Below are 24,440 nucleotides of genomic sequence, written 5' to 3'. Positions count from 1 at the left end.
TGCGGGTAGCGTCCGGCCATGGCCGACACGTACGAGAAGCTGATCGAGGACTCGATCGAGATCGCCGCGCCCACCGACAAGGTGTGGAGCCTGGTCACCGACATCCCCGCGATGTCCCGGCGCAGCCCGCAGGTGGTGAAGTCCACCGTCAAGGGTGGGGTGGTCAAGCTGGGCGCGAGCTTCAGCAACCTCAACAAGCAGGGCATCAAGCGCTGGCCCACCGGCGGCAAGGTGGTCCGCTTCCAGCCGCCGACGGCGACGACGCCCGGTGACTTCGCCTTCCGGATCAAGGAGAACCGGACGGTGTGGTCCTTCGAGCTCGAGCCCACCGCCGACGGCGGCACCCGGCTCACCGAGCGCCGGGAGACCCCGGACGGCGTGTCCGGGCTCTCGATGGTGCTGACCAAGATCGTGCTCGGCGGCCAGGACGGCTTCACCGACGAGCTGCGCCGCGGCATCCGGCAGACCCTCGAGCGGATCAAGGCCGAGGCCGAGACCCCGGCCTGATCCGGTCCTGACCGCCGGCCCGGTTGAATAGCCCCGTGAACGACGAGGGTCCGCCGGAGCCGGACAGCGACGAGCCCGCCGCCGACGAGCCCGCCGCCGACGAGCCCGCTCCCGACGAGCCCCAGCCCCAGCCGGCGCCACCCAAGCCAGCGCCACCCAAGGCCGCCCCCGGGGCGAGCCCGGCGGTCCAGGTGGCGACGGTGGCGGCGGCGGTCGTGGTGCTGCTGGTGGTCGGGATCGTGTTCGTCGTCCAGGGTGCGCACGACCCGGCGCAGCCGCCCGGCGCCGGCCCCGGGAGCGGCAGCGAGGCGACCACGGTCCCCGCTCCCCCGTCGTCGGGCTACGAGCCGACCCGGGGCGAGCCGCTGCCGCCGCTGCCGAGCATCCCGTCGTCGCTGTGCCCGTCGGCCCCGCTGAAGCGGCCGCTGACGGTGCTCTCGTTCAACATCCACCACGCGGCGACGCCCGAGGAGCGGGTCGACCTGCGCGCGATCGCCAAGGAGATCACCTCCTGGAAGGCGGACGTCGTCCTGCTCCAGGAGGTCGACGAGGGCCGCTCGCGCACCGGCGGCATCCGCCAGGCCGAGGCGCTCGGCGAGGCGACCGGTCTGAACTGGGTCTACGGCGGCAACCAGCGCAGCGGCCGCTCCGGGCCGATCGGGAACGCGATCCTGTCCCGGTTCCCGGTGACCACGTGGCGCAACACCCTCCTGCCGGTCGCCGGCGGGCGCGAGCAGCGGGGCCTGCTGCACGCGGCGATCAACGTCGACGGGACGACCATCAGCGTCTACTCGACGCACTTCGACCAGGGCGCCGGCACCGCCCGGATGGCGCAGGCGCGCGCCACCGTGCAGATCCTGGCGGCCGACCCGAACCCCAAGATCTTCGGCGGCGACCTCAACGCCGGCCCCGGGACGGCGCCCCTGCAGGTGCTGCGCACGGCCGGCCTCGGCGACGTCTGGGCGGTCGGCACCGGGTCGGGGAACACCGTCCCGGCGCGCGCCCCGCGCAACCGGATCGACTACGTCCTGCACGACGGCTGGTTCACGCCGCTGCAGTCGGCGGTGCTGCGCTCGGCGATCTCCGACCACCGCGCGGTGTGGACCCGGGTCGAGTTCCGCAAGGAGCTCGGCTGCTTCAAGATCGGCGAGTAGCCCGACCCCGACCTGACCTGACCCGACCCGGGTCCGTCCCGTCGCGGCGAGGGCTACTTCGGCTGCGGGAGGATGTCCTGGTCGAAGATGTCGAGCGGGATCTTCAGCACCACGGCCGCATTGGGGATGTCGACCACGCCGCCCACGTGCATCTCGCACGGCGCCACCGAGATGATCGTGTAGGCCTGCTCCGGGCTGTAGCCGAACTTCCCGAGGTACTCGATCGCCTGCTCCACCACCTGGGTCACCGCCATGGTCGTGTCGAGGTAGCGCTGCTCCTTGCCGCCGGCGGAGAGGCCGGTGAAGGACAGGTACCGGGTGCCGAACTGCGGGTCGACAGGTGAGGGCCGGAACATCGGTGTCCGGACGCCGTAGCGGGCCATGCCGTCCTTGATCACGCCGAAGCGGTACCAGCCGACGCCGTCCATCTCGATGGCGTTCCAGGTGATCTCGCCGTCGCCCTCGGCGAAGTGGAAGTCGCCGCTGGAGAAGAGCGCGCCGTCGACGAAGACCGGGAAGTAGACCCGGGAGCCGCGGGAGAGGTTCTTGATGTCCATGTTGCCGCCGTTCTCGCGCGGCGGGATGGTGCGCGCGGCCGTCTCGGCGACCCGGGCCCACTCCTCCCCCTCGAGGTCGCGCAGCACCGCGGTGTCGCGGGCGTCGGCGCGCGGGGCGGCGAGGCCGTCGGCGATGAACGGGTCCTCGCGCTCGTTCCACGTGCGCAGCAGGTCGTGCGAGGGGGCGACGCCGATGATCCCGGGGTGGCTGATCGCCGGGATCTCCACGCCCGGGATCTGCCGGCTGGTCGCGAACAGGCCGTGCAGGTCCCAGACGGTCTTGTAGCCGTCGGGGAAGTCCGCCGCGAGCGGTCCGCCCATGCCCGGCAGGATGTTGGAGTAGCCGATGCCGGAGAGCGGCTGGACGTCGAGGATGTCGACGACGAGCAGGTCGCCGGCCTTGACCCCGTCGACCTTCACCGGCCCGGTCAGCGGGTGGGTCCGGGTCAGGTCGAAGGCGTGGATGTCCTGGTCGTCGTCGACGTCGCGGAGCTGGTAGTCGTCGTAGCCGCCGCTCTCGAGGATCAGCTCGTCCCCGAGGCCGACCTCGATGAGCGGCGGGATGTCGGGGTGCCAGCGGTTGTGGCCGAGGTGCTTCTGCTCGGCCAGCGGGACGCCGACCTCGCAGCGGAAGCGCGGGACGCCGAGGTCGCGGTCGGGGAAGCGGGAGACGCCGGACCGGGTGAAGTCGGTGGTGTTGGACATGGCTGAGGCTCCGTTCGTCGGGGGTGACGCGGAGCACATTACTTCCATTTGGAAGTAAATCAAGGGGTGCGGGCGAGCAGCCCCCGCAGCGCCTCGCGCTCCCAGCCGGCGAGCGCGTCGAGCTCGGCGGCCAGCGCCGCCTCGACGGCGGCCCGGTGCTCGTCGTACGTCGTGCGGCCGCGGTCGGTCAGTCCGACCAGGACCCGGCGCCGGTCGGCGCCGTCGAGCGTGCGGTGCACCAGGGCGTGGTCGACGAGCCGGTCGACGCTGCGCGTCAGCGTGGCCGCCGGCAGGCTGACGACCTGCGCGACGTCGCTCATCGTGGCGCCGTCGGCGCGGCCGTGCAGGGCGGTCAGCACCAGCCAGTGCGGTGCGCCGAGAGGGGTGCCGGAGAGCGCGGCGCCGATCGCCCGCTCCAGCCGCGAGGCGCGGCCGATGAGCAGGCTGGCGAGCTCCCCGAGTGTGGCTGCCATCAGTGCGTCCCCTCTCCCTTGACCCGTGCGGTGCGACGCTCCATACTCCCAAACTATTCCATTCGGTGCTATTGCCGCGGCGAGACCGGACAGAGGGGGTGGCGCGTGGAGCCGTTCCGCGTCGGGCTGGCGATCCCGCTGCAGGGTCCCGGCGGGATCTTCGGGCCCTCCTGCGAGAAGGTCGCCGAGCTCGCCGTCGCCCAGCTCAACCAGGGCACCGGCATCCTCGGGCGCCCCGTCGACGTCGAGGTGCTCGACGCCGGCGCCCCGCTCGAGCAGTTCTGCGACAGCACCGCCGCGGCGGTCGCCGCCGGCCGGATCCACGCGGTGGTCGGCTGGCACATCTCGTCGGTGCGCCAGCACATGGCGCCGGTGCTGGCCGGGCTGGGCGTCCCGTACGTCTACACCTCGCTGCACGAGGGCGCCGACCGCGAGGCCGTGCTCTGCCCGGGCGAGACGCCGTCCTTCCAGGTCGCGCCGGGGCTGGCCTGGCTGCGTGAGCACCTCGGCATCCGCCGCTGGTCGGTGGTCGGCGCCGACTACGTCTGGCCGCGGCGCACGGTCCGGGTGATCCGCGACTACGCGCGCGCCACCGGGCTCGACATCGTCCACGAGGAGTTCGTCCGCTACGGCTGCCGTGACTTCCGCGGCGTCCTGCACGACGTGCGCCGCAGCGACGCCCAGGGCGTCGTGATGCTCCTGGTCGGGCGCGACGCGGTGCTGTTCAACCGGCAGTTCGCGGCCGGTGGGCTGCAGGACCGGTTGATCCGGTTCAGCCCGCTCATGGAGGAGAACATGCTGCTCGCCTCCGGCGCCGGCGCCACCCGCGACCTCTACGTCGCGGCGGCCTACTTCAACAGCCTGGTGACCGCATCGGCGATGGACTTCACCGGCTCGTACGCCGACCGCTTCGGGCCGGGCGCCCCGGCGCTCAACAACGCCGCCGAGTCCTGCTTCGAGGGCATCCTGGCCCTGGCCGCGGCGGCCGGCGCCGTCGGCAGCGCCGACCCGGCCCGGATGCTGGCCGCCATCGCCGAGCACGGCGTCACCTACGACGGACCGCGCGGCACGGTGCGGCTGGGCGCCGGGTCGTCGTACCAGGACGTGCACATCGCCCGGGCCGACGACTACGAGTTCGACGTGCTGGCCTCGCTGGCGCCGGCCTGAGGCAGAAAAAGCCACGACCCCGCACCCGGAAGGGCACGGGGTCGTGGGACGAGCGAGGTGCTCAGACGCCCTTGATGAAGGCCTCGAGCTGCGAGCGGCCCTCGGTGTCCTCGATCTGCACCGGCGGGCTCTTCATGAGGTACGCCGACGCGGGGATGATCGGGCCGCCGATGCCGCGGTCCTTGGCGATCTTGGCCGCGCGGACGGCGTCGATGATGATGCCGGCCGAGTTCGGCGAGTCCCAGACCTCGAGCTTGTACTCGAGGTTGAGCGGGACGTCACCGAACGCGCGACCCTCGAGGCGGACGTAGGCCCACTTGCGGTCGTCGAGCCACGCGACGTAGTCGGACGGGCCGATGTGCACGTTGCGGTCGTCGGCACCCACGCCGGCCAGCGGGCCGTTGAGGTTGGACGTGACGGCCTGGGTCTTGGAGACCTTCTTGGACTCCAGGCGCTCGCGCTCGAGCATGTTCTTGAAGTCCATGTTGCCGCCGACGTTGAGCTGGTAGGTGCGGTCCAGCGTCACGCCGCGGTCCTCGAACAGCTTCGCCATCACGCGGTGGGTGATGGTGGCGCCGACCTGCGACTTGATGTCGTCACCGACGATCGGGACGCCGGCGTCCTCGAACTTCTTGGCCCAGACCGGGTCGGAGGCGATGAAGACGGGGAGGGCGTTGACGAAGGCCACGCCGGCGTCGATCGCGCACTGGGCGTAGAACTTGTCGGCCTCCTCGGAGCCCACCGGGAGGTAGGAGACGAGCACGTCGACCTCGGCGTCCTTGAGCGCCTGGACGACGTCGACCGCCTCGGCGGCCGACTCCTCGATGGTCATCCGGTAGTACTTGCCGAGACCGTCGAGCGTCGGGCCGCGCTGGACCTCGACACCCAGGGTCGGGACGTCGGCGATCTTGATCGTGTTGTTCTCCGAGGCGTTGATGGCCTCGGACAGGTCCTTGCCGACCTTCTTGTCGTCGACGTCGAACGCGGCGACGAACTGGACGTCACCGACGTGGTAGTCGCCGAACTGGACGTGCATGAGCCCCGGGACGGTGCTCGAGGCATCGGCGTCCCGGTAGTACTGCACGCCCTGGATGAGGGACGTGGCGCAGTTGCCCACGCCCGCGATTGCTACTCGAACCGAACCCATTGGGGGTGTTCCTTCCTTGGTACTCATGACTGCTGACTGCTCAGGTGGGTGGGGGTGTCTGTCAGGTGGAGGGCGCCGACGACGGCGCCTCGGGAGCGGCGGCGCCGTTGCCCTGCGCGCCGCGCTCGGCGTTGATGAGGTCGGAGAGCCACCGGACCTCGCGCTCGACCGACTCGACACCGTGCCGCTGCAGCTCGGTGGCGTACCGGTCGACCTCCTTCTGGGTCATCGCGAGCTCGCGCTGCACCCGGTCCAGGCGCTCCTGCAGCCGCGAGCGACGTCCTTCGAGGACGCGCAGGCGGATCTCCATGTCGGTGGAGGAGAAGAACCGGAACCGGATGTCGAAGTTGTCGTCCTCCCATGCGGCAGGACCCACCTCCGACATCAGGCGGGAGAACTCGGCGGTGCCCAGCTCGGTCACCGCGTAGACGATCCGCTGCCGCCGGCTCTGGGGACCCGACGGGACGACCTCCTCGATGAGGTTGCCGCGGAGCATCTTCTTCAGCGCCGGGTAGAGCGAGCCGTACGACAGCAGGCGGCCCCATCCGAGCATCAGGTTGAGCCGCTTGCGCAGCTCGTAGCCGTGCATGGGTCCCTCGTGCAGCAGTCCGAGGACTGCGAGCTCGATGGTGTCCCCGCGCCGTGCCATGCGATCTATCGTAGCGATATATCCGCGAAACGTGAACATTCGATGGATCGAGGGTGTCGGTGGCGTTCGCGCAACCGATCCGCGGCGCGTTACGTAGAGGAGTCATGAGCCCGGAGCTGACCGACCAGATCGCGACCGCCTTCGAGGCCGGCTACGCCGGCGAGCCGGCACCGCGCCCCGCGGGCGCCTACGTGGCACTCGGCCGGCGCCGGCAGCGGCACCGGCGCCTCGGCCTGGGCGCCGCCGCGGTGAGCGCGGTCGGGGCGCTGGCGGTGGGCGCCGGCCTGCTCGTGGGCGGCGGTGGCCCCGACGCCGCGCCGGACCGGGCGCCGGTCGCCGGGACGCCGTCCGCCACGGCGACGGCGACGGCGACCGGGACCGCGCCGGGGCCGCCGTCCCAGCGGATCTCGGAGGTGCTGACCCCCGGCCAGCACGCCGGGTACGACGAAGCGGGCCGGGTGGTGCTCCGCCCGGGCTGGCGGATCGAGCGCCAGGTCGCCAACCCGCTGCGCCGGACCGCCCCGGAGGCCTCGGTCGGCCTCGTGGTGGTCAAGGGCACGCAGCGCTACTGGTACCTGCTCGACCACACCCGGACGGGTGGTGGCGCGTCGTGGGACCCGGCCGGGACGACGTACGCCCGGTTCGAGCAGTGGCTCGACGACCAGGTCGACCTGCAGAACGGCGACCAGCCGGTCGACCTGGTGTCGTTCGCCGGCGCGGGGCCGGTCCTGGAGCCCGGCATCGGCGCCCGGATCCTGCGCCAGTGGCCCGACCCGGACGTCCCCGGCTTCGCCGCGCCCGGTGACACCACGGCCGTCGCCAAGGTCGAGGTCGACGGACTGACCTACTTCGTGCTGGCCCGGCGCTCGGGCGACGGCGCGACCGACACCATCCCGTACCAGGCCGACCTGCTCGACGAGCCGACGCTTGCGGCCTTCCTCGCCCACGCCCGGGACCGCTACGCCTCGGGTGAGGGCCTGCGGTGAGCCGCGACGCCGAGTTCACCGCCTTCGTCGAGGCGCACCAGGTCCTGCTGCGCCGGGTCGCGTACGCCGTGTGCGGCGACTGGTCGCGCGCCGAGGACGTGCTCCAGACCGCTCTGGCCAAGCTCTACGTCAGCTGGCCGCGGCTGCACCGCTCCGGCACCGAGCTCGCCTACGCCCGGCGGATCATCGTCAACGCGGACGTCGACGACCGCCGCCGTCCGTGGCGCCGAGAGCGGCCCGGGCTCGACGGTCACGATCCGCCGGCGCGCGCCGGGCTGCCGCCCGACGAGCGGACCGACCTGCTGGCCGCCGTCCGGGCGCTGCCGCTGCCGCAGCGCCGCGTGGTGGTGCTCCGGCACTGGCTCGGGCTGTCGGTCGCGGAGACCGCTGCCGAGCTCGGCATGGCCGAGGGGACGGTGAAGAGCCACTCGTCGCGGGCGCTGGCGACACTCCGTGAGCAGATCACCGGAAATCGGGTCGGTTGACACCGGCGCCGTACCCTGTCGTGCGTGGTGAAGGGAAAACGCAAGTCCGCCGGCGCCTCCGGGCGCTCCTCGCGGTCGGCCAAGGCAGGCAAGGTGCGCGAGCCGCGCACCTGGAAGCAGCGGCTCAAGAGGTTCACGCTGTGGAGCCTGGTCACCGGCCTGGTGCTCGCGCTGCTCGCGGTCGGGGCGTTCGTGTTCGCGTACAAGTCGATCGACATCCCGAACCCCAACGAGGAGTTCCTGACCGAGACGACGCAGGTGTTCTACGCCGACGGCAAGGCCCCGCTGGGCCAGTTCGCGGTGCAGAAGCGTGACTCGATCGACTACGACGAGATGCCGCAGACCGTCAAGGACGCGGTGGTCGCCTCCGAGAACCAGACCTTCTGGACCGACAACGGTCTCGACCCCAAGGGCATCCTGCGCGCCGCGTTCAGCAACGCCCAGGGCAACTCGACCCAGGGCGCGTCGACCATCACCCAGCAGTACGTGAAGATCCTCTACCTGACCCAGGAGCGCACCTGGAAGCGCAAGGTCAAGGAAGCGATCCTCTCGCTCAAGATCAAGAACCAGCTGAGCAAGAAGAAGATCCTCGAGGGCTACCTCAACACCATCTACTTCGGCCGCGGCGCCTACGGCATCCAGTCGGCCGCGCGGGCCTACTTCGACCGGGACGCCAAGGACCTCAACCTGCGCCAGTCCGTCGTGCTGGCCGCCGTCCTCAACAACCCGACGCTCTACGACCCGGCCAACGGTGACAACGCCCGGGCCCGCCTGCAGGCGCGCTTCGACCGGATCGTCAAGAACATGCAGGGGATGGACACCATCACCGCCGCCGAGGGCGACAAGGCCCTCGCCGCGGGGCTCCCCAAGTTCCCGAAGATCCGCCAGACCACGCAGTACGGCGGCCAGCGCGGCCACGTGCTCACGATGGTCCGCAAGGACCTGCTCCGGCTCGGCTTCAGCGAGCAGGAGATCAACGGCGGCGGGCTCCAGGTCACCACCACGTTCACCCGCAAGGCGATGAACGCCGCGGCCGAGGGCGTCGCCGAGGAGCGTCCCGAGGGCTTCGGCCCCAAGCAGCTCCACGTCGCGGTCGCCTCCGTGCAGCCGGGCACCGGCGCGGTGCGCGGCATCTACGCGGGCCAGGACTACCTCCAGTCCCAGCTCAACTGGGCCGTCGCCGGCGGTCAGGCCGGCTCGACGTTCAAGCCGTTCGCGCTGGCCGCGGGGATCAAGGCCGGCTTCGAGCTCAAGGACACGTTCGACGGCAACTCGCCCTACTACCTGCCCGGCGGGGGTCGCCCGTTCGAGAACCAGGGCAACCACTCGTACGGCCGGGTGAACCTGATCAAGGCCACCCAGGACTCGATCAACACCGCCTACATCGACCTGACCCTGGCGATCCCGGACGGGCCGAAGAAGATCATCGAGACCGCCAACGACATGGGCATCCCGCCGGAGAAGCCGGCCGCCAAGCCCTTCGGCTTCCCGACCTACAGCGACGGGCTCGAGCCCAACACCGGTGTCTCGCTCGGCTCGCAGACGGTGAGCCCGATCAACATGGCCAACGGGTACGCGACGATCGCCAACCGCGGCGTCGCCGCCGACCCGTACATCATCGAGAAGGTCGTCGACCGTGACGGCGTGGTCCGCTACGACCACAAGGTCACCAACCACCGGGCGATCGACGAGGGCATCTCCGACGACGTGGGCTACGCGCTCCAGCAGGTGGTCAAGGCGGGCTCCGGCTCGGCCGCGCTCGGCCTGGCCCGCCCGGCGGGCGGCAAGACCGGCACCGCGACCAACGGCAAGGGCGAGGTCTCCTCGGCCTGGTTCACCGGCTACACGCCGCAGCTCGCCACGGCCGTGATGTACGTGCGCGGCAAGGGCAACGAGGAGCTCAAGGGCTGGCTGCCGTCGTACTTCGGCGGCTCCTACCCCGCGGCCACCTGGACCGCGGTGATGAAGAAGGCGCTCGACGGCGAGGACGTCGAGTCGCTGCCGCCGGCCGCGTACGTGACCGGCGAGGCGCCGAGCACCGGGCACGCCCCGGCTCCGCCGCCGCCCCCGAAGCCGACGCGCAAGCCGAAGAAGGACAAGCCGACCGAGAAGCCGACGAAGGAGCCGACCACGCCGACGGTGCCGACCGCGCCGCCGACGACCGCTCCTCCGACGACCGAGCAGCCGACCGAGACCCCCACCGACCCGACGACGAACCCGGGCGGCATCCTCAAGCCCCGGCCGAGCACCCCGCCGGGGCGGAGCCAGGGCACGACGCAGCGCCGCCGGGGTGGGCGCCGGCGCCGTCGTGCGGTCGCCGCCGGCTGAGCCATGACCCACGTCCACCCCACCCGGGACGACCGCGTCGTCGCCGCGCTCAGCGAGGTCGTCGGCGGCCCGATGGGCGAGCGGGCGCGCCCGCACCGGTGGTGGACGCCGGTGCGCGTCCTGCTCCTGCTGACCGCGGCGGTGTTCGCGCTCGGCATGGTGCAGAAGGCGCCCTGCTCGCTCGCGGAGGGCAAGGACCAGAACTGGGTCTACTCCCACATGTGCTACACCGACCTGCGCCCGCTCTACGTGTCGCGCGGGCTGGCCGAGGTGGCCTGGCCGTACTCGGGTGACGAGCAGACCCGGGCGCGCTACGAGACGATGGAGTACCCGGCCGGGATCTCCTACTGGGCCTGGGGCACCGCGTGGGTGACGCACTGGCTCAACGGCTCGCCCGACCTCGACGAGCGCTACCGCTCCCCCGTCAGCGACCTGTACGGCGACCCGAAGGTCGACGACGAGCAGACGATCTTCCTGCTGGTCAACGCCGTCGGCTTCGGGCTGCTGGCGCTGCTCTCGGTCTGGCTCCTGGCCGGCGTCCACCCGGCGCGGCCCTGGGACGCCGCCGCGTTCGCGCTCTCCCCCACGCTGCTGCTGACCGGGCTGATCAACTGGGACCTGCTCGCGGTCGCCCTGGTGGCCGGCGCGCTGTGGGCGTGGTCGCGCGAGCGCCCGGTGCTCACGGGCGTGCTGATCGGCCTGGGCACTGCCGTGAAGCTCTACCCGCTCTTCCTGCTCGGCGCGCTCCTGGTGATCTGCCTGCGCCGGCGCCAGATCGGCCGGTTCGTGATCGCCACCGTGTGGGCGGTCGCCGCCTGGGCGGTCGCCAACGCTCCGGCGTACCTCAGCGGGGCCGAGCAGTGGAAGGTGTTCTGGAAGTTCAACGCCGACCGCACCGCCGACCTGGGCTCGGTCTGGCTGCTCGTCGACCAGGCGGCCGACGCGGGCTTCTCGTCGCACACCATCAACGTGTGGTCCTGGGGCCTGTTCGGCGCCTGGTGCCTCGGGGTGTTCGCCATCGGCATGACCGCGGGACGCCGGGCGCCCGTCGACACGGTCCCGCGGATGGCCCAGCTCGGCTACCTGATCGTGGTCGGCTTCCTGCTGGTCAACAAGGTGTACTCGCCGCAGTACGTCCTGTGGCTGCTGCCGCTGGCCGTGCTCGCCCGCCCGCGCTGGCGCGACCAGATCATCTGGCAGGCGAGCGAGGTCGTCTACTTCTGCATGGTCTGGTGGTACCTGGGCGGCTTCCTGGCCCCGGCCGGCGGGGGCGACGCGGGCTTCTACTGGGTCGGCATCGCGATCCGGGTGCTCGGCGAGCTCTACCTGGCGGCCGTGATCGTGCGGGACCTCTACCGGCCGCGGCACGACCCGGTCGGTGCCGCCGCGCCGCCGCGCGTGCTGACCGCGGCGTGATGCGGACCGGGTCCGTGCACCGGCGGGCACTCCTCGCAGCGGCGCCGGCGGCCCTCGTCGGCCTGACCGGCTGCGGGGCGCTGAAGACCGAGCTCGACGAGAAGCGCGGCCGGCCGGTCGACTTCGGCGACGTCACCCGGGCGGTGCCGGCCGCGGTGCCGCGGGTGGTCCGGGTCGAGGACGCCGACCGCTGGACCAATGGCTTCGGCAACGCGGCGGGGTTCACGCTGGTCACCGACGCGGCCGACCCGTTCACCGCCGAGCAGCTGGACGACGTCGTCCGCACGATCCGGACCGCCGTGCCCTGGGAGATCAGCTCGCTCCGGCTGATCGCCGTCACCGATGCCGCCGACCCCGCCGAGGCGGTCGGCGTCGACCTGCGGGCCGCGGCCGAGGAGCTCGCGCCCCTGGGCGTCACCCACGCCGGCCAGAACGGCGTGACGCTGACCGGGCTGGACCAGCGCTACGGCTGATCCGGCCGCGCCGGCCCTCAGCCGGTGATCTCGACCCGGTCGAACGCGGTGGCGGTGTAGCGGACCCGGACGTCGACGTCCTCGCCGACCTCGGGGACCCGTGCGCCGTGCGGCACGAACAGCATCGAGGCCTGCATGTGCGGCGGCTCGGCGAAGAGGCGCTGCTTGCCGTCGATGGAGTACGGCGAGCGCACGAAGCCGACCGCGTCGAGACCGCCGCGCGCGAGCGTCGCCGCGCGGGCCTTGATCGACTGCTCGCCGGTCGGTGCCTCCAGGCCGATGCCGTGGGCGGTGCCGCCGCTGACGACGAGCACGTGGCCCGACTTGGGGGCGGTCCGGCCGCGGTAGCCGAAGGCGTCGCCCCGCTCGACGGGGTGGACGTCGAGCACCGTCGCGGTGACCCGGAGCGCGCCGCGCTCGCCGAGCCACAGGCCGGTGCCGATCCGGGGGCGGAAGGTGAAGTCGCCGTACTGGCCGCGCAGGGTGCCCAGCTCGGCGTCGGTGAGGTGGCTGACCCAGACCGACGGCGTGCCGCGGGCGGGGATCTCGGCGCCGACGTAGTCGTTCACCAGCCGGGTGACCTCGCCGACGTGCCCGCCCTGGCCGAGCGGCAGGTGCAGGGCGAGGCCCTCGATCCGGGCGCCGGGGTGCTTGCGCAGCAGGTCGCCGGCCTCCCACAGCTCGCGCGCCGCCATGCCGTGGCGGCGCATCGACGTCATCCGCTCGAGGACGATGCGGGCCGACGGGTCGCGGTGGAGCAGGTCGCGCAGGTCGGCGAGCCGGCTGACCGTGTGCACCAGGCGCGGCGCGAGCGCCGGCTCGGGCAGCGGCACCCACGGGCGCCACGGGGTGAGGACGAGCAGGTCGCCGTCCCAGCGCCGGGCGACCTCGGGCAGCTCGTCGTACGTGCCGACGGCGAGCGTGCGGACGTCGTGGCCGCGCTCGGCGAGCCACTGCGTCTTGCGGGCCAGCCGGCCGAGCGTGAAGCCGTAGCCGTTGCCCTTGGCGACCGGCACCAGACCCGGGTGGGCGGCCGCGACGGACTCAAGGTGGGCCCGCCAGCGCGGGCCGTCGACGGTGAGGGTGAGGGTCATGTCAGCCCCTCCGCTTCAGGTAGAGCTGGAACGCCTTGTACAACGGCCGGTTGATCGGAAGGTCCCACTCGCCGGCGTACTCGACGGCCTCGCCGCCGGTGCCCACCTTGAACTGGATGAGCCCGACGTGGGAGTCCTCGGCGTCGAGGGTCTCGGTGATCCCGCGCAGGTCGTAGACGGCTGCCCCGGCGGCGATGGCGTCGCGGATCATCGCCCACTGGACGGCGTTAGAGCCGCGCACCTCGCGCTTCTCGGTGGAGGAGGCGCCGTAGGAGTACCAGGCGTGCTCGCCGACCCGGATCGCGATCGTCGAGGCGACCAGGTCGCCGTCGTGGCGGGCGAGCCACAGCGTGAGCCGCTCGGGGTCGTCGGCGCACAGGGCGTCGTACATGGTCTCGAAGTAGCGCAGCGGGCGCGGCGTGAAGTGGTCGCGCTGCGCGGTGTGCACGTAGAGCTCGTGGAACGCGGGCAGGTCCTCGCGGCTGCCGCGGACCACCTCGACGCCCTCCTTGGCGGCCTTCTTGATGTTGCGGCGCCAGAGCTGGTTCATGCCCTTGAGGACCTCGTCCTCGGTGCGCTGCGTGCCGTCGGGGTGGCGCAGCGGCACCTGGAAGACGAACTGCGGCTGGCCCGCGGCGAAGCCACCCTCGACCCCCTGGTGCCGCCAGCCGAGCTCGTGGAGCTGGGCGACGACGCGCGCGCCGCCGGGCGTCCGCTCGGCGGGCGGGATCTGGCCGAGCAGGCGCACGCCCGGGTCGGCGATGCCCTCCTTGACCTGGGCCGTCGTCCAGCGCCGGGTGACGACGGGCGGCCCGATCCGGACGGCGAACGCCCCCTGCTTCCTGAGGTGGCGCACCATCGGGTCGAGCCAGCCGGCGAGGTCGTCGCCGGTCCAGTCGATGACCGGCCCCTCGGGCAGGTAGGCCAGCGAGCGGTTCACCTTCGGGAGCTGCCGGTAGAGCACCAGCGCGGCCCCCACCTGCCGTCCCGCGTCGTCGAACCAGCCGAGCGACTCGCTGCGCCACTCGCTCTTCACCTTCGCCCATCCGGGCGTCTGCAGGAAGCTCGCCGACGGCAGGCCGGCGAGGTGGTCGCGGTGCTCGGTCGGACTGATCGGGCGCACGCTGGGCATGGGGGCCAGGGTATCGGTCGTGCCCTGGGCCTCCGGGGGTGGCGCGGCAGGCGCCGGGTACCGGGTGACCATGACCGCACCGCGCCCGCTCGGCTACTGGTTGACCACCCTCGACCGGCTCGTCGAGGAGCAGATCGCCGATGCCGTCGAGGCGAGCGGGCTGCGCCGCTCGCAGTGGCGCGTGCTGAGCCGGCTCGCGCTCGGCGCGATCACCGAGGGCTCGCTCGACCCCGGCGCCGAGGACGACGTCCGCGCACTCGGCGACGCCGGGCTCGTCGAGCACCACGGCGCGGAGTACCGGCTCACCGCGACCGGCCACGACCGCGTCGCCGAGCTCCAGGAGGGCCCGGTGCAGGCGGTCGCCGACCGGGCCGTCGCGGACCTCTCGCCTGCGGAGCAGGACGCGTTGCTGGCCGGGCTGGAGAAGGTCGCCCGCAGCCTCGGCTGGCTGGAGTCCGCGGGCTAGGGCGTCGCTGCGGAGGCGGTCCGGCGCGCCAGCTCGGCGAGCAGGTCGCCCGCGACCGCGGTGAGCGCCTCGCGCCGGGCGGCGGGCGCCAGTGCGCTTCCGGTCATCCGCAGGTGCAGGACGACGCTGCCCTCCCGCACCAGGAGGGTCCGGGCGCCGGCATCGAGTGCGGCCTCGTCGCCGAGGTCGCCGTCACCGCCGTCACCGTCGGCACCGTCCCCGGGGAGCGGGGTGAGCACCGGCTGGTCGCCGGCCTCGTCGCCGGCGGCGGTGTTGGCGAACAGCGCCCCGGCCTGGGCGATCGGGGTGAGCTCGCCCTCGCCCTGCTGGGCGAAGGCCGCGATCCGGAGCTGGGTGTAGTCGGTGTCGTTCGCCGCCCGGACGTAGTAGCTGCAGCCGACCGGCGCGCCGGCCCCGCGGTAGCCGAGCAGGTCCAGCGTCGCGGGGGTCAGCCCGGTGCACAGGTCGGCGACCTGGCGCGGAGGGACGGCGGCCGGCGCGGGTGCGGGCAGGAAGTCGCTGGTCGGCCGGCCCGAGGCCCGCAGCTTGAAGGCGGTGAGGCCGTCGTCGGTCTCGGCGAGGAGCAGGTCGCCGACCACGGCGAGCGGACCGCTGACGCCGAGGGCGGCGCCGGTGGAGCGCTCGACGGTGCCCAGCACCTCGGGGTCGGCCACCTCGGCCGGGTCGTCCGGGTCGAAGGAGCGGACGACGGCGCCGGGGGCGAGCAGGTCGCCGTCGTAGGCGAGCGTGATCAGCCGGTCCTCGCGGACGCCGACCAGGATCTCGGACGGCTCGAGCACCGTGAGCGGCTCGAGCCGGCGGGTCGCCGGGTCCCAGCGGTCGACCACGCCGGCGCCGCCGTACTGGACGACGGGGGTATCGCCGACGACGGCCGTCCGCTCGAACCGGGGGAACGAGGTGGAGGCGCCGCGACCGACGGCGCGCGGGCGCTTGCCGGAGAGGTCGCGGAAGAAGAAGCCCTTCTCGTCGTTGATCGCCACGAGGGCCGGGTCGGTGCCGGGCAGGAGCAGGTCGACGTCGTAGGCGCGCGTGCTGGGCAGGGTCCGCACGAGCCGGCCGGAGTCCTGCTCGAACACCTGCAGCGCGGTGCTGCCGGCGTTCTGCGCCACCACGGTCACGCCGTCGGCGCTGGAGCCGCCGGTGCCGAGCGTGGCCAGCCGGGTGCCGTCGCGGAGGTCGAGCCGCCGGGCACCGGCCGCGGCATCGGTGACCGCGACGGTGCGCGCGCCCACCGCGATCTCGCTCAGGTAGGCCTCCTCGCGCACCGGCGCCTGCCAGCGGACCGTCCCGGCGACGGTGTCGACGGCGACGACCTTCGCGCAGTGGGTGACGTGGACGCCGTCCTCGCGGGCGCCGACGGCGACCACCCCGATGCCGTCGCCGTTGACGTCGGGCGAGGCCGCGCACACGCTGGCCGGGAGCCGGACCTGGGACAGCTGCTCCCCCGTGGCGATGTCGTACGTCGTCACAGTGGTGTCGCCGATGACGCTCACCTGCTCGGAGGTGGTCCACAGCCCGTCGCCACGGCGCCGGTCGGAGTCGCCGAAGGCGTGGTCCACCGGCACCTGCCAGGCGACCTGGAGCGGCAGCACCTCACGCTCGGCCGGCGCGGGGCGCTTGCCGTCGTCCTCGTGCGAGCACGCGGAGAGCAGCAGGACGAGCGCGGTGGTCAGGGCCGAGACGCGGAGCAGCACGGCGGGCAGCCTCCCCCGGCGAGGCCGCCCGGAAACGGTCAGAGGCGCTCGCGCAGCCAGGCGAAGTCGGTGAGGTGCTCGTCGGCCCCGCCGGGCGTCTCGCAGACGACGGGGGCGCCGGCGTCGCGGACGACCTGGGCGAGCAGGTCGGGGTCGATCCGGCCGGCGCCGAAGTTGGCGTGCCGATCGGCGCCGGAGTCGAACTCGTCGCGGCTGTCGTTGGCGTGGACCAGGTCGATCCGGCCGGTGATGGCGCGGACGTCGTCGACGATGGTCTCGAGCGCGTTGCCGCCCGCGTGGGCGTGGCAGGTGTCGAGGCAGAAGCCGACCATGTCGGCGCCCTCGGCGGACGCGATGGCGTCCCAGGTGCCCTTGATCCGGTCGAGGTAGCGGGTCATCGCGTTGGTGCCGCCCGCCGTGTTCTCGATGAGCAGCGGGATCTTGAGGTCGGTGGCCTCGATCGCCTTGCGCCAGTTGTCGAAGCCCTTTGCCGGGTCGTCGTCGTCGGTGACGTGACCGCCGTGCACGATCAGCCCCTTCGCGCCGAGCTCGGCGGCGGCGTCCATGTGCTGCTGGAGGAGCTTGCGGCTGGGGATCCGCTGACGGTTGTTGGTGGTGGCCACGTTGATCAGGTACGGCGCGTGCACGTAGAGGTCGACGCCGGCCTCCTCGGCCGCCGAGCGCAGGGCCGCGGCGCCGCCGTCGTACGCGAGGACGGGGCCCTTGTAGGACTGCGGGTTGCCGAGGAAGAACTGCACGAGCGGGGCCTTGCGGGCCGCCGCCTCGGCGATCGGGTCGGTCTGGTCGACGTGGGCACCGATACGCAGCTCGCTCATGGCGCCATCGTAAAGAGCGGCACCGACGGCGTCCCTCTTGGGCAAAACGCACGGCGACCGCGCGCTGCGGCGACTAGCGTCCCGGTCGTGACCACCCTCAACGTCTCCGGCAGCGGCCAGCACTGGTCGTTCGAGGAGCCGCGTGTCGTCGTGATCGGCCGCGAGCTCAGCTCCGACATCGTCCTCACCACGCCGACCGCCTCGCGGCGGCACGCCGAGCTCCGCTCCGACGGCACCGGCTGGGTGCTGGTCGACGTTGGGTCGAGCAGCGGCACCTGGCTCAACGGCGCGCGGGTCAGCGAGGTGCGGATCACCGCGCGCACGTCGGTCCGGTTCGGCTCCGCGGACGGCGAGGAGCTCGTGCTCGCGCCGGCCGGCGCGGAGGCCCGCCCGACGTCGACGATCGACGTCGGGGGCATCCCCGCCGGCCTCGCCCAGACGGTCCTGCCCGGCACCGGCCCGGTCGGCCCCGGCTACGCCAGCGGGCCCGGCGTCCTCGTGCGCGCGGGCGGCGACGCGAAGAGGTTCCCGCCCGGCAGCGTCGTCCGGGTCGGGCGCGACCCGGGCAACGAGGTCGTCGTCGACGACCCGTCGGTCTCCCGGCTGCACGGCGTGGTCGAGGGCCGCCCCGACGGCTGGTGGTACGTCGACCGCTCGTCGGCCGGCACCTTCCTCGAGGAGGACCGGGTCACCCAGCGCAAGCTGGAAGGACCCACCACGCTCATGCTCGGTCACCCCACCGCGGGCGCCGAGATCGAGGTGGTCCCGATCGTCGCCGCCGGGGTCGCGCAGAAGTCCATCGCGAAGAAGAAGCGCAAGCGCACCGCCGCCCTCGTCGGCGGCATCGTCGCCGCGCTCGTCCTGGTCGGCGGCGGCGTGACCGCGGCCGTCGTCCTCGGGGGTGGGGACGACGACGAGCCCGGCGGCAACGACCGCCCGGAGCAGGCGGCCGGCCTCACCACCGCCGAGCTGGACCGGGCCAAGCTGGCGAGCGTCCTCATCATCGCCGTCGACGCGACCGGCCAGCCGCTCTACACCGGCTCCGGCACGATCATCAGCGAGGACGGCCTGATCCTCACCAACGCCCACGTCGGCAAGCCGAGCTCGCCGGGTCAGGTCCCGCCCGCCGAGGACCCCGCGGGCCTGCTCGTCGCGCTCACCTCGGCCGAGGACGACAAGCCCGCCGCCCCCTCGTTCTCCGCGGAGCCGATCGTCTCCGACGGCGTCCTCGACCTCGCCGTCATCAAGATCACCGCGGACGCCGAGGGCGAGAAGGTCGACGACAAGGACCTCGCCGCCCTCCCCGACCCGCTCCCCCTCGGCGACAGCGACGACCTGCGCACCGGCGACGAGCTCACCGCCCTCGGCTTTCCCGCCGTCGCCCACGTCGCCTCGGACGACGGCCTCGACCGCGCGCTGACGGTCACCCGCGGCGTCGTGTCGACCTTCCTCAAGGAGGCCGCCGTCCCCGGCAGCCGCGCCTGGATCGACAGCGACATCCGGATCGGCTCCGGCAACTCCGGCGGCGCCTCGATCAACACCGACGGCGAGCTGATCGGCGTCAACAGCGCCGTCGTCACCGAGTCCACCGTCGGCGACAGCGGCGAGGGCGGCGCCTTCACCGGCGGCTCGGCCCGCATCCGGCCGGTCAACCTGACCATGGACATCATCGAGATCGCCCGCAAGGGCGGCGACCCGGAGTACGTGTCGCCGTACCTGAAGGACGTGCCGGAGCCCCCCACCGACCCGATGGGCCAGGCCACCGCGGCGCCGTCCGGCTGGAGCGTCGACGGCAACAGCGACTGCTCCACCACCAGCACCCTCGACGACCCCCAGGTCCTCGAAGGCGTCACCCTGCCGACCAGCCTCTACGCCCACTTCGCGGTCACCGGCCTCCCGGACGGCACGCCCTTCACCATCGAGCTGCGCAACCCCGAGGGCGAGCTGCTCGGCTCCCTCGACGGCGCGTGGAGCCTCGGCTCCGGCGAGGTCTGCGCCGCCGTCTCGCTCGACCTGCCCGAGGGATTGGTCGGGGCCATCGCGGTGCTGGTGATCGACGAGACGTCGATCCAGAACCCGGTGCTGTTCCGGTAGGGGCCTGCCGGCGGTCAGGGCGTCGTCGCCGACCTCGCCGCGAAGCGCATGTCGTCGTCGTACCGGGGGGCGACCAGGCGGTACAGCCAGTCGGGGACGAGTGGACCACGGCTCCGCAGCTCGAGCAGGTCGCGCTGCGCGGCGCTGACGGTGTCGCTGGCCGTGGCGGGGTCAGGCGCACGGCAGAACTCGTCGAGAGCCGCCTCGATCGCCCCCCGCTTCCGTGCGGCTGCCCGATGCGCTCCCGCGAGCTCGCTCGCGTCGAGGAGCAGTGGGAGTGACGGCAGCAGGATGACGGCCAGATAGGTCTGCAGGCTCTGCGCGTTCGTGATGGCGACCGTGATCCCGAGCGCGGTCACCGCGACGGTTGCTCCGGTGAGCAGTCGTCCGTAGAGCCGGTGCTGGCGCCGGGCCCAGACCGCATTGGCTCGCTGGCACAGCGCGACGCTGAGGGGCCACGGACTCGTGCTCTCGGCCGGGTACCAGTTCCGGAAGCGACCCAGGTCTACCTCGCGCGTCGCAGCGTGGATCTCCTCGCCGGAGGCGGGTGTGGCGAGCGACCTGCCGCAGGGGGTGCCGAGCACGGCCGCGTCGAACGAGTCCTGAACTCCGGCGGCCGCTCGCTGGACTCGGCGTGCGACCGGCGCCAGTACCAGGCGGCTGGCGAAGAGCCACACCCCCGCGAGCGCTGCGACCCAGAGTCCCGCCCGGTCGGACATGCTGGCGATCACCGGCGCCGCGAGGGCGAGCGCGAGCGAGAAGGTCAGGCCGAGCCCGTCGAGCAGCTTGGTCCGTGAGTAGAGCCGTCGTGCCGCAGCTTGGAGACGCAGGTTCTCCGTCGCGTTCTGCGCGGCGCGGATCTCGGGCATGCTCGGAGTGGTCATCGCTTGTCCGCCTTGGAGGCGAAGTCGTGCAGCGCGGCGATCCAGGTCACCAGGCGCCAGCGCTGCCACTCGTCCCACACCGGCAGGGGGAAGATGCTCAGCGCGTAGTGGAGCTGCGTCATCACCGACTCGAGTCGGAGGGCGGCAGCACTGTCGCGCTCGTCGTCGGACTCGAAATTCTCGCTCGCCCTCTGCACGGCGACCCGGGAAAGGCCCCACCAGAGGTCGGCCGGTTCCTCGCGCAGTTCGCGCTGTGACAGCAGGCGCCGTTCGTCCTGGTACGCGCTCGCTGCCGCCACCGGCTCGGCTGCGGATGCGACCTGCAGGCGCAGGGTGGCGAGGGTGGCGGCGACATCGGCGAAGCGGGGACCGAAGTCGGCAGTCGCGTAGTCGATCAGGCTCACGCGGCCGGTGTCGTCGACGAGGACGTTGCCGCCGTGAAGGTCTCCGTGGATCAACCTTGTCGGGGTGGAGCCTGCGCGGTAGTACGCGCCCGTTCCGAGATCGCTCTCGCGCGGGAGGGTCATCGTGAAGCCGTTGAGGTTGAGCTTTCCGGCCGACCTCACGTACGCCCCTGCCGGCTGGTGCTTCTCGACGAATTGGTGCAGAGCGCCGATGGCGTCAGCGGTGGTGACGCCGAATTGCCGCTTGTAGTAGGTCTGCATCGCCGTGTCGGCTCCCGCGATGGCGTACCAGCTCTTCGAGTCGCGGCCGTAGATGCTGGTCAGCACCCGTTCGACCTCGTCACGCTCGCCGCGACGCACGAGGTCGTCCAACGAGACGATGTCATCGCTCGCCGTGCCCCCGGCGAAGGAGTAGCAGACCGCGCCGAGCAGATCTCCCAGTGCAGTGCCGATCAGCTCGACGCGGAACTCGGTCGGCACCCCGAGCTTGACGAGGCGGTTGTATCGCACGGCTTCGTCGTGGATGCCGTCGCGCGGACCGATCTTGACGACACACCTGTTGCCGAGGATCTGCCGACCCTGGGAGTCCTGACCGAAGTTGGGACGAGCGCGCAGCGTGATGGAGGAGCTGAGCCCAGGCGTCATCGTGGTGAGGTCGACCCGGAATTCGTTACCGACGACTCCCATCGACGACGACTCGTCGAACAGGTCGAAGAGCAGGTCGCGCACCTCGTGGACGATGCCGGTGCGTCCGCGCGTGGCGAAGCTCGGCGCTCGGCGGTTCTTCCGGAGCAGGAGATCAACGGCGTCGGCAGGGACGTCCGGCGTCCAACGGGCATCGAGACGATCCTGGAAGAAGTTGTGGATGAAGGTGGGGAACTGCGCGGTGTTCTGGTCGGACTTGTTCAGGAGGTAGATCCGGCCACCGGTCATGGACGTCGTCTCGTGCGCGACCTTGGCGAAGTTCTCCTTCACGAAGCGGGTCATCAGCACCGGGACGCATGCGCGCGACTTCTCGACCACGTGCTGGAGCACGACGAGCCCGTCCTCGGACTTGTCGCGCTCGCTCAGTCGGAGGTCGATGAAGGCGATGTGGAAGAACTGTGCCTGTGCGGCCTCGATGGCTGCGTCTGCGGAATCGGCGTAGGTGTAGCTGATCGACGCGGACAGCTCGTACTCCTCGAGCTGGCGGTTGAACATCTTCTCGACGTCGGGATCGTTGTCGGCGACGAGGACGTGGATGGTGTTCATGGCCGCTCCTGGCTCGTCGACGAGTGCGCGGGTAGGAAGACCGTCGTGACCAAGGTGTGGTCGGGTGCCATCGACATGAAGGCGCCCCCGCCGAGCCCGCGGGCCAGGTTGCCTACCGTGTAGCAGCCGAGGCTCGCGTGATCCACCTGATCCTTGTAGAAGGGGTAGTTGTAGCCCTGGGCGAGGAAGCGTGCAGAGGGCAGGTTCTTCGGTGCGTTCCTGATCCGGAAGACCGCGTGCTCGCGACCTCCGAGCTCGAGGGCGCTGACCGCGACCACGGGATCGATGTGGCGTTCGCGATGGTCGTGCTGGGCGAGATTGCGCAGGAGCTCGTCCAGGATCGCCGTCACCGGCGGGATCGCCTCCTCGGCGACGAGCGGGCTGTCGTAGAGGCGGACACCTGGGTGAGTGGTGATCGGCAGCCTGTCGAGCGAGTCCTCGACCAGGCTCCCGAAGTCCGTCCCCGTGCCGTTGACCCGAAGGCCGCCTTGGGGAGGGGCCACCGGCGGGCGCAGCGCGTACTCCCGCAGCTCTTCCAGCGCTGCGCGTGTCTCGGGCGGAGCTCCCTCGGCGAGGTGCGCCACCAGCTTGTCGACGTTCCAGGCCTCGTGGAGGCCCATCCGCAGGGTCGACGATCGGTTGACCGTCTCGAGCATGATCTGGGAGCGGGTGGCCGAGATCGTTGTACCGGCCAGCGCGGCGAACGTCGCGATCGAGCTCTCGTCCGCGAGAAACGCACCGGCGTTCGGGCTCTCCAGGTTCATCGTGCCGACGAGCGCCGACCCGGAGTAGACCGGGAAGCAGAGCTCGGAGCCGACCGAGGCGCGTTCGGGAACCCGGACGAGGTCGATCAGGTTGGGGCACTGCTGGCCGAGTGGACGGTCGAGGTCCCACAGGTGGACCTTCTCCCCGGTCACGGCGGCGAACGTGTTCGCAGACTGTCGCCAGCGAGCACGTCCGCTGCCGTCTTTGCCCTCGAGCGGAAGGTCCTGGTGAGACTCGTCGGCCGACGAGGTGCTGAGGTAGCGCCGGAGGACCAGTCCAGACTCGCCGTCCTGCCATCCGGGAGTGAGGACGCGCAGCGTCACGCTGGCACTCTGGGTGACCTCCTGGACCCGCCGAATCAGAGTGGTGAGCTCCCGTTGCGCCAGCTGGATGTCCCAGGGCACACCTTCCGCGACGCTGATGTCGCGGTTGGCATCCTGCGGCTCGCCGGCGAAGCCTGCTCCCAGCTGTCGGGTCAGCTCGGCCTGCAGGCTGCCGATCCGGTCAAACCGCATCTGGCTCAGCGCGAACGCCAGGCGCAGAGCGACGTTGCGGAGGAGTGCCAGCTCGACGTTGTTGAAGTGCTGGCTGCCGTGATCCGGTGATCGCCGGACGACGAGGATGCCGAGGTTCGGAATCGACCGTCCGGCCAGGCTGTAGGGGATGACCAGGCAGGCGACGGAGCTCCGCGCTGGACTGTCGACGGCTGGCGCCGTGCCGTGGGTGCTCGGCGGCGGCCACAACCGGGTGGCGCTCTCGCGGTAGCAGGACCGGCCGAGCGCCTCGAGCGCGCCGCCACGGACTGCGTCGTCGCCGTAGGGGATCCGGGTCGGGAGATCAGCGCCGCGCATCACGGAGTGGCTCGGGTCGAGGTGCAGCTCGGAGCTCGATCGGTCCGCAAGGTAGAGGCCGACGTCGGAGGCGCTCGCGACGTCCTGGGCGAGCTCGACCAAGGCGCTGACCTGCGCCTCGCGAACATCCCGCGCCTCGGGACCCCCCACGGCGCGCGGCATGGCATTGAGGACCTGGCGGCCGATACGGAGGTCACGGCTGATCGTCGCGACGACCGTCCCGTTCAGCATGTCGGCGAACGGTGCCGAATCGCGTCGAAGCGCCGCCCCGGAGGCGCTCTCCTGGTCGGACACGAGCCAATACGCCAGACCGGAGGGTCCGACCCGCTCGCCCGGCAGCCGATCGGCGTGAGCCGGCGAGTCGACCGGCGCCGCCTCGGCGACGAGCTCGGCCCTCACGGCATCCCGGACCGCCGACGCCGACATGCTTCGCGGCGTCCAGCGTCTGAAGTTGGTCGTCTTGATCCGCGCCGTGATCGCGGCGTGGTGCTCAGCGGACCGGGTCGAGACGAAGATCAGGTTTCGGAGGAACGAGTCCGCGTCGAAGGCGAGCAGCACGACCCACTCTGCGCCGTGGGCGAGCCGAAGCCGATCCAGCTCGCCCTGGATCTGCGCCGGCGGGCAGAACTCGCTGCGCAACAGGTAGTCCGAGGCGGTCCAGAGGGACGCGTCGCTGCGGTCGGGCTGTTCCAACGCTCCTCCAACGGGCAGCGGCGAGGACGTTCTCGGGTCGGGAGGGGGTTCCGCATCGAATCGCAGCCTGACCGGACATGTCAATGCTCTAGACAAGTTGCCAACTCAACCTGTCATCCCGGTCCTGCGCCGTCGCGATTCGGCCCCCTCCGCCGCGCGCTGTTAACCTCTCCTGTCCGGTGCCGCACGGCGCCGTACTTCCGGCTGG

21 protein-coding genes are annotated in these 24,440 nt (G+C 72.0%); 10 read left to right on the top strand and 11 right to left on the bottom strand.

The features are described 5' to 3' along the window. The first annotated feature begins 18 nt into the window (after positions 1-18). Positions 19-507 (top strand): SRPBCC family protein, encoded by a 489-nt coding sequence (locus BM223_RS18020; RefSeq protein ID WP_038682954.1) that lies wholly within the window; start codon positions 19-21, stop codon positions 505-507. Positions 508-542: 35 nt separating this feature from the next. Then, positions 543-1,661 (top strand): endonuclease/exonuclease/phosphatase family protein, encoded by a 1,119-nt coding sequence (locus BM223_RS18015; RefSeq protein WP_052139191.1) that lies wholly within the window; start codon positions 543-545, stop codon positions 1,659-1,661. 53 nt (positions 1,662-1,714) lie between these two features. On the opposite strand, the gene BM223_RS18010 is transcribed toward BM223_RS18015, so the two are convergent. Both BM223_RS18010 and BM223_RS18005 read right to left on the bottom strand, forming a co-directional pair. Next, positions 1,715-2,923: an acetamidase/formamidase family protein gene (locus BM223_RS18010; protein WP_141267433.1), complete on the bottom strand. Its 1,209-nt coding sequence runs from the start codon at positions 2,921-2,923 to the stop codon at positions 1,715-1,717. 59 nt (positions 2,924-2,982) lie between these two features. After that, positions 2,983-3,396 (bottom strand): MarR family winged helix-turn-helix transcriptional regulator, encoded by a 414-nt coding sequence (locus BM223_RS18005; protein WP_052139190.1) that lies wholly within the window; start codon positions 3,394-3,396, stop codon positions 2,983-2,985. Between the two features lie 105 nt (positions 3,397-3,501). Here BM223_RS18005 and BM223_RS18000 point away from each other — a divergent pair, with 105 nt between their 5' ends. Next, entirely contained in the window at positions 3,502-4,563 is a 1,062-nt protein-coding gene (locus BM223_RS18000; RefSeq protein WP_038682952.1) for a substrate-binding domain-containing protein, read from the top strand. Positions 4,564-4,624: 61 nt separating this feature from the next. On the opposite strand, the gene BM223_RS17995 is transcribed toward BM223_RS18000, so the two are convergent. Beyond that, a complete protein-coding gene (locus BM223_RS17995; RefSeq protein WP_038682950.1) occupies positions 4,625-5,710 on the bottom strand; it encodes an inositol-3-phosphate synthase in 1,086 nt (361 codons plus the stop codon). Between the two features lie 61 nt (positions 5,711-5,771). Continuing rightward, a complete protein-coding gene (locus BM223_RS17990; protein WP_038682947.1) occupies positions 5,772-6,359 on the bottom strand; it encodes a PadR family transcriptional regulator in 588 nt (195 codons plus the stop codon). A 104-nt stretch (positions 6,360-6,463) separates the two neighbouring features. On the opposite strand from BM223_RS17990, the gene BM223_RS17985 reads away from it, so the two are divergent. The 5 genes from BM223_RS17985 to BM223_RS17965 are packed head-to-tail and all read left to right on the top strand — an operon-like array spanning position 6,464 to position 12,047. Continuing rightward, entirely contained in the window at positions 6,464-7,345 is an 882-nt protein-coding gene (locus BM223_RS17985; protein ID WP_038682946.1) for a hypothetical protein, read from the top strand. Next, positions 7,342-7,830 (top strand): SigE family RNA polymerase sigma factor, encoded by a 489-nt coding sequence (locus BM223_RS17980; RefSeq protein WP_038682943.1) that lies wholly within the window; start codon positions 7,342-7,344, stop codon positions 7,828-7,830. The genes BM223_RS17985 and BM223_RS17980 overlap by 4 nt, the downstream gene beginning before the upstream one ends. 24 nt (positions 7,831-7,854) lie before the next feature. After that, positions 7,855-10,158: a transglycosylase domain-containing protein gene (locus BM223_RS17975; protein ID WP_082003871.1), complete on the top strand. Its 2,304-nt coding sequence runs from the start codon at positions 7,855-7,857 to the stop codon at positions 10,156-10,158. Positions 10,159-10,161: 3 nt separating this feature from the next. Continuing rightward, positions 10,162-11,574, top strand: a complete 1,413-nt coding sequence (locus BM223_RS17970; RefSeq protein WP_052139188.1) for a glycosyltransferase family 87 protein — start codon at positions 10,162-10,164, stop codon at positions 11,572-11,574. Beyond that, positions 11,574-12,047 (top strand): hypothetical protein, encoded by a 474-nt coding sequence (locus tag BM223_RS17965; RefSeq protein ID WP_141267434.1) that lies wholly within the window; start codon positions 11,574-11,576, stop codon positions 12,045-12,047. The genes BM223_RS17970 and BM223_RS17965 overlap by 1 nt, the downstream gene beginning before the upstream one ends. Positions 12,048-12,064: 17 nt before the next feature. Here BM223_RS17965 and BM223_RS17960 read toward each other — a convergent pair whose 3' ends face one another. Continuing rightward, complete coding sequence (locus BM223_RS17960; protein WP_038682940.1) at positions 12,065-13,141, bottom strand: alanine racemase; 1,077 nt, start codon at positions 13,139-13,141, stop codon at positions 12,065-12,067. Between the two features lies 1 nt (position 13,142). Beyond that, entirely contained in the window at positions 13,143-14,273 is a 1,131-nt protein-coding gene (locus tag BM223_RS17955) for a lipid II:glycine glycyltransferase FemX (RefSeq protein ID WP_038682938.1), read from the bottom strand. Between the two features lie 70 nt (positions 14,274-14,343). Here BM223_RS17955 and BM223_RS17950 point away from each other — a divergent pair, with 70 nt between their 5' ends. Then, entirely contained in the window at positions 14,344-14,739 is a 396-nt protein-coding gene (locus BM223_RS17950) for a hypothetical protein (RefSeq protein WP_052139187.1), read from the top strand. Here BM223_RS17950 and BM223_RS29120 read toward each other — a convergent pair. Both BM223_RS29120 and BM223_RS17940 read right to left on the bottom strand, forming a co-directional pair. Continuing rightward, positions 14,736-16,454 carry a PQQ-binding-like beta-propeller repeat protein gene (locus BM223_RS29120; protein ID WP_038682936.1) on the bottom strand — a complete coding sequence of 573 codons (1,719 nt, stop codon included), beginning with the start codon at positions 16,452-16,454 and terminating at the stop codon, positions 14,736-14,738. The two genes, BM223_RS17950 and BM223_RS29120, sit on opposite strands and share 4 nt — an antisense overlap. Positions 16,455-16,492: 38 nt before the next feature. Further along, the gene (locus tag BM223_RS17940; RefSeq protein WP_038682934.1) at positions 16,493-17,290 is read right to left on the bottom strand and encodes a deoxyribonuclease IV; all 798 of its coding nucleotides are present in this window, start codon (positions 17,288-17,290) and stop codon (positions 16,493-16,495) included. A gap of 87 nt (positions 17,291-17,377) precedes the next feature. On the opposite strand from BM223_RS17940, the gene BM223_RS17935 reads away from it, so the two are divergent. After that, a complete protein-coding gene (locus tag BM223_RS17935; protein WP_038682931.1) occupies positions 17,378-19,384 on the top strand; it encodes an FHA domain-containing protein in 2,007 nt (668 codons plus the stop codon). Positions 19,385-19,398: 14 nt separating this feature from the next. Here the strand turns inward: BM223_RS17935 and BM223_RS17930 are convergent, their stop codons facing one another. Genes BM223_RS17930 through BM223_RS28510 form a run of 3 tightly spaced genes read right to left on the bottom strand, consistent with a single transcriptional unit; the run spans position 19,399 to position 24,232 of the window. After that, a complete protein-coding gene (locus BM223_RS17930; RefSeq protein WP_075018666.1) occupies positions 19,399-20,253 on the bottom strand; it encodes an S-4TM family putative pore-forming effector in 855 nt (284 codons plus the stop codon). Positions 20,254-20,264: 11 nt separating this feature from the next. Next, positions 20,265-21,872, bottom strand: a complete 1,608-nt coding sequence (locus tag BM223_RS28515; protein WP_158510247.1) for a phosphotransferase — start codon at positions 21,870-21,872, stop codon at positions 20,265-20,267. Between the two features lie 47 nt (positions 21,873-21,919). Beyond that, entirely contained in the window at positions 21,920-24,232 is a 2,313-nt protein-coding gene (locus BM223_RS28510; RefSeq protein WP_038682924.1) for a hypothetical protein, read from the bottom strand. Positions 24,233-24,440: the final 208 nt, after the last annotated feature.

The sequence above is a fragment of the Pimelobacter simplex genome (assembly GCF_900114845.1).
GTDB lineage: Bacteria > Actinomycetota > Actinomycetes > Propionibacteriales > Nocardioidaceae > Nocardioides > Nocardioides simplex.
Note: the sequence above shows the minus strand (reverse complement) of the source record. Positions and strands in the feature narration are given on the sequence as shown.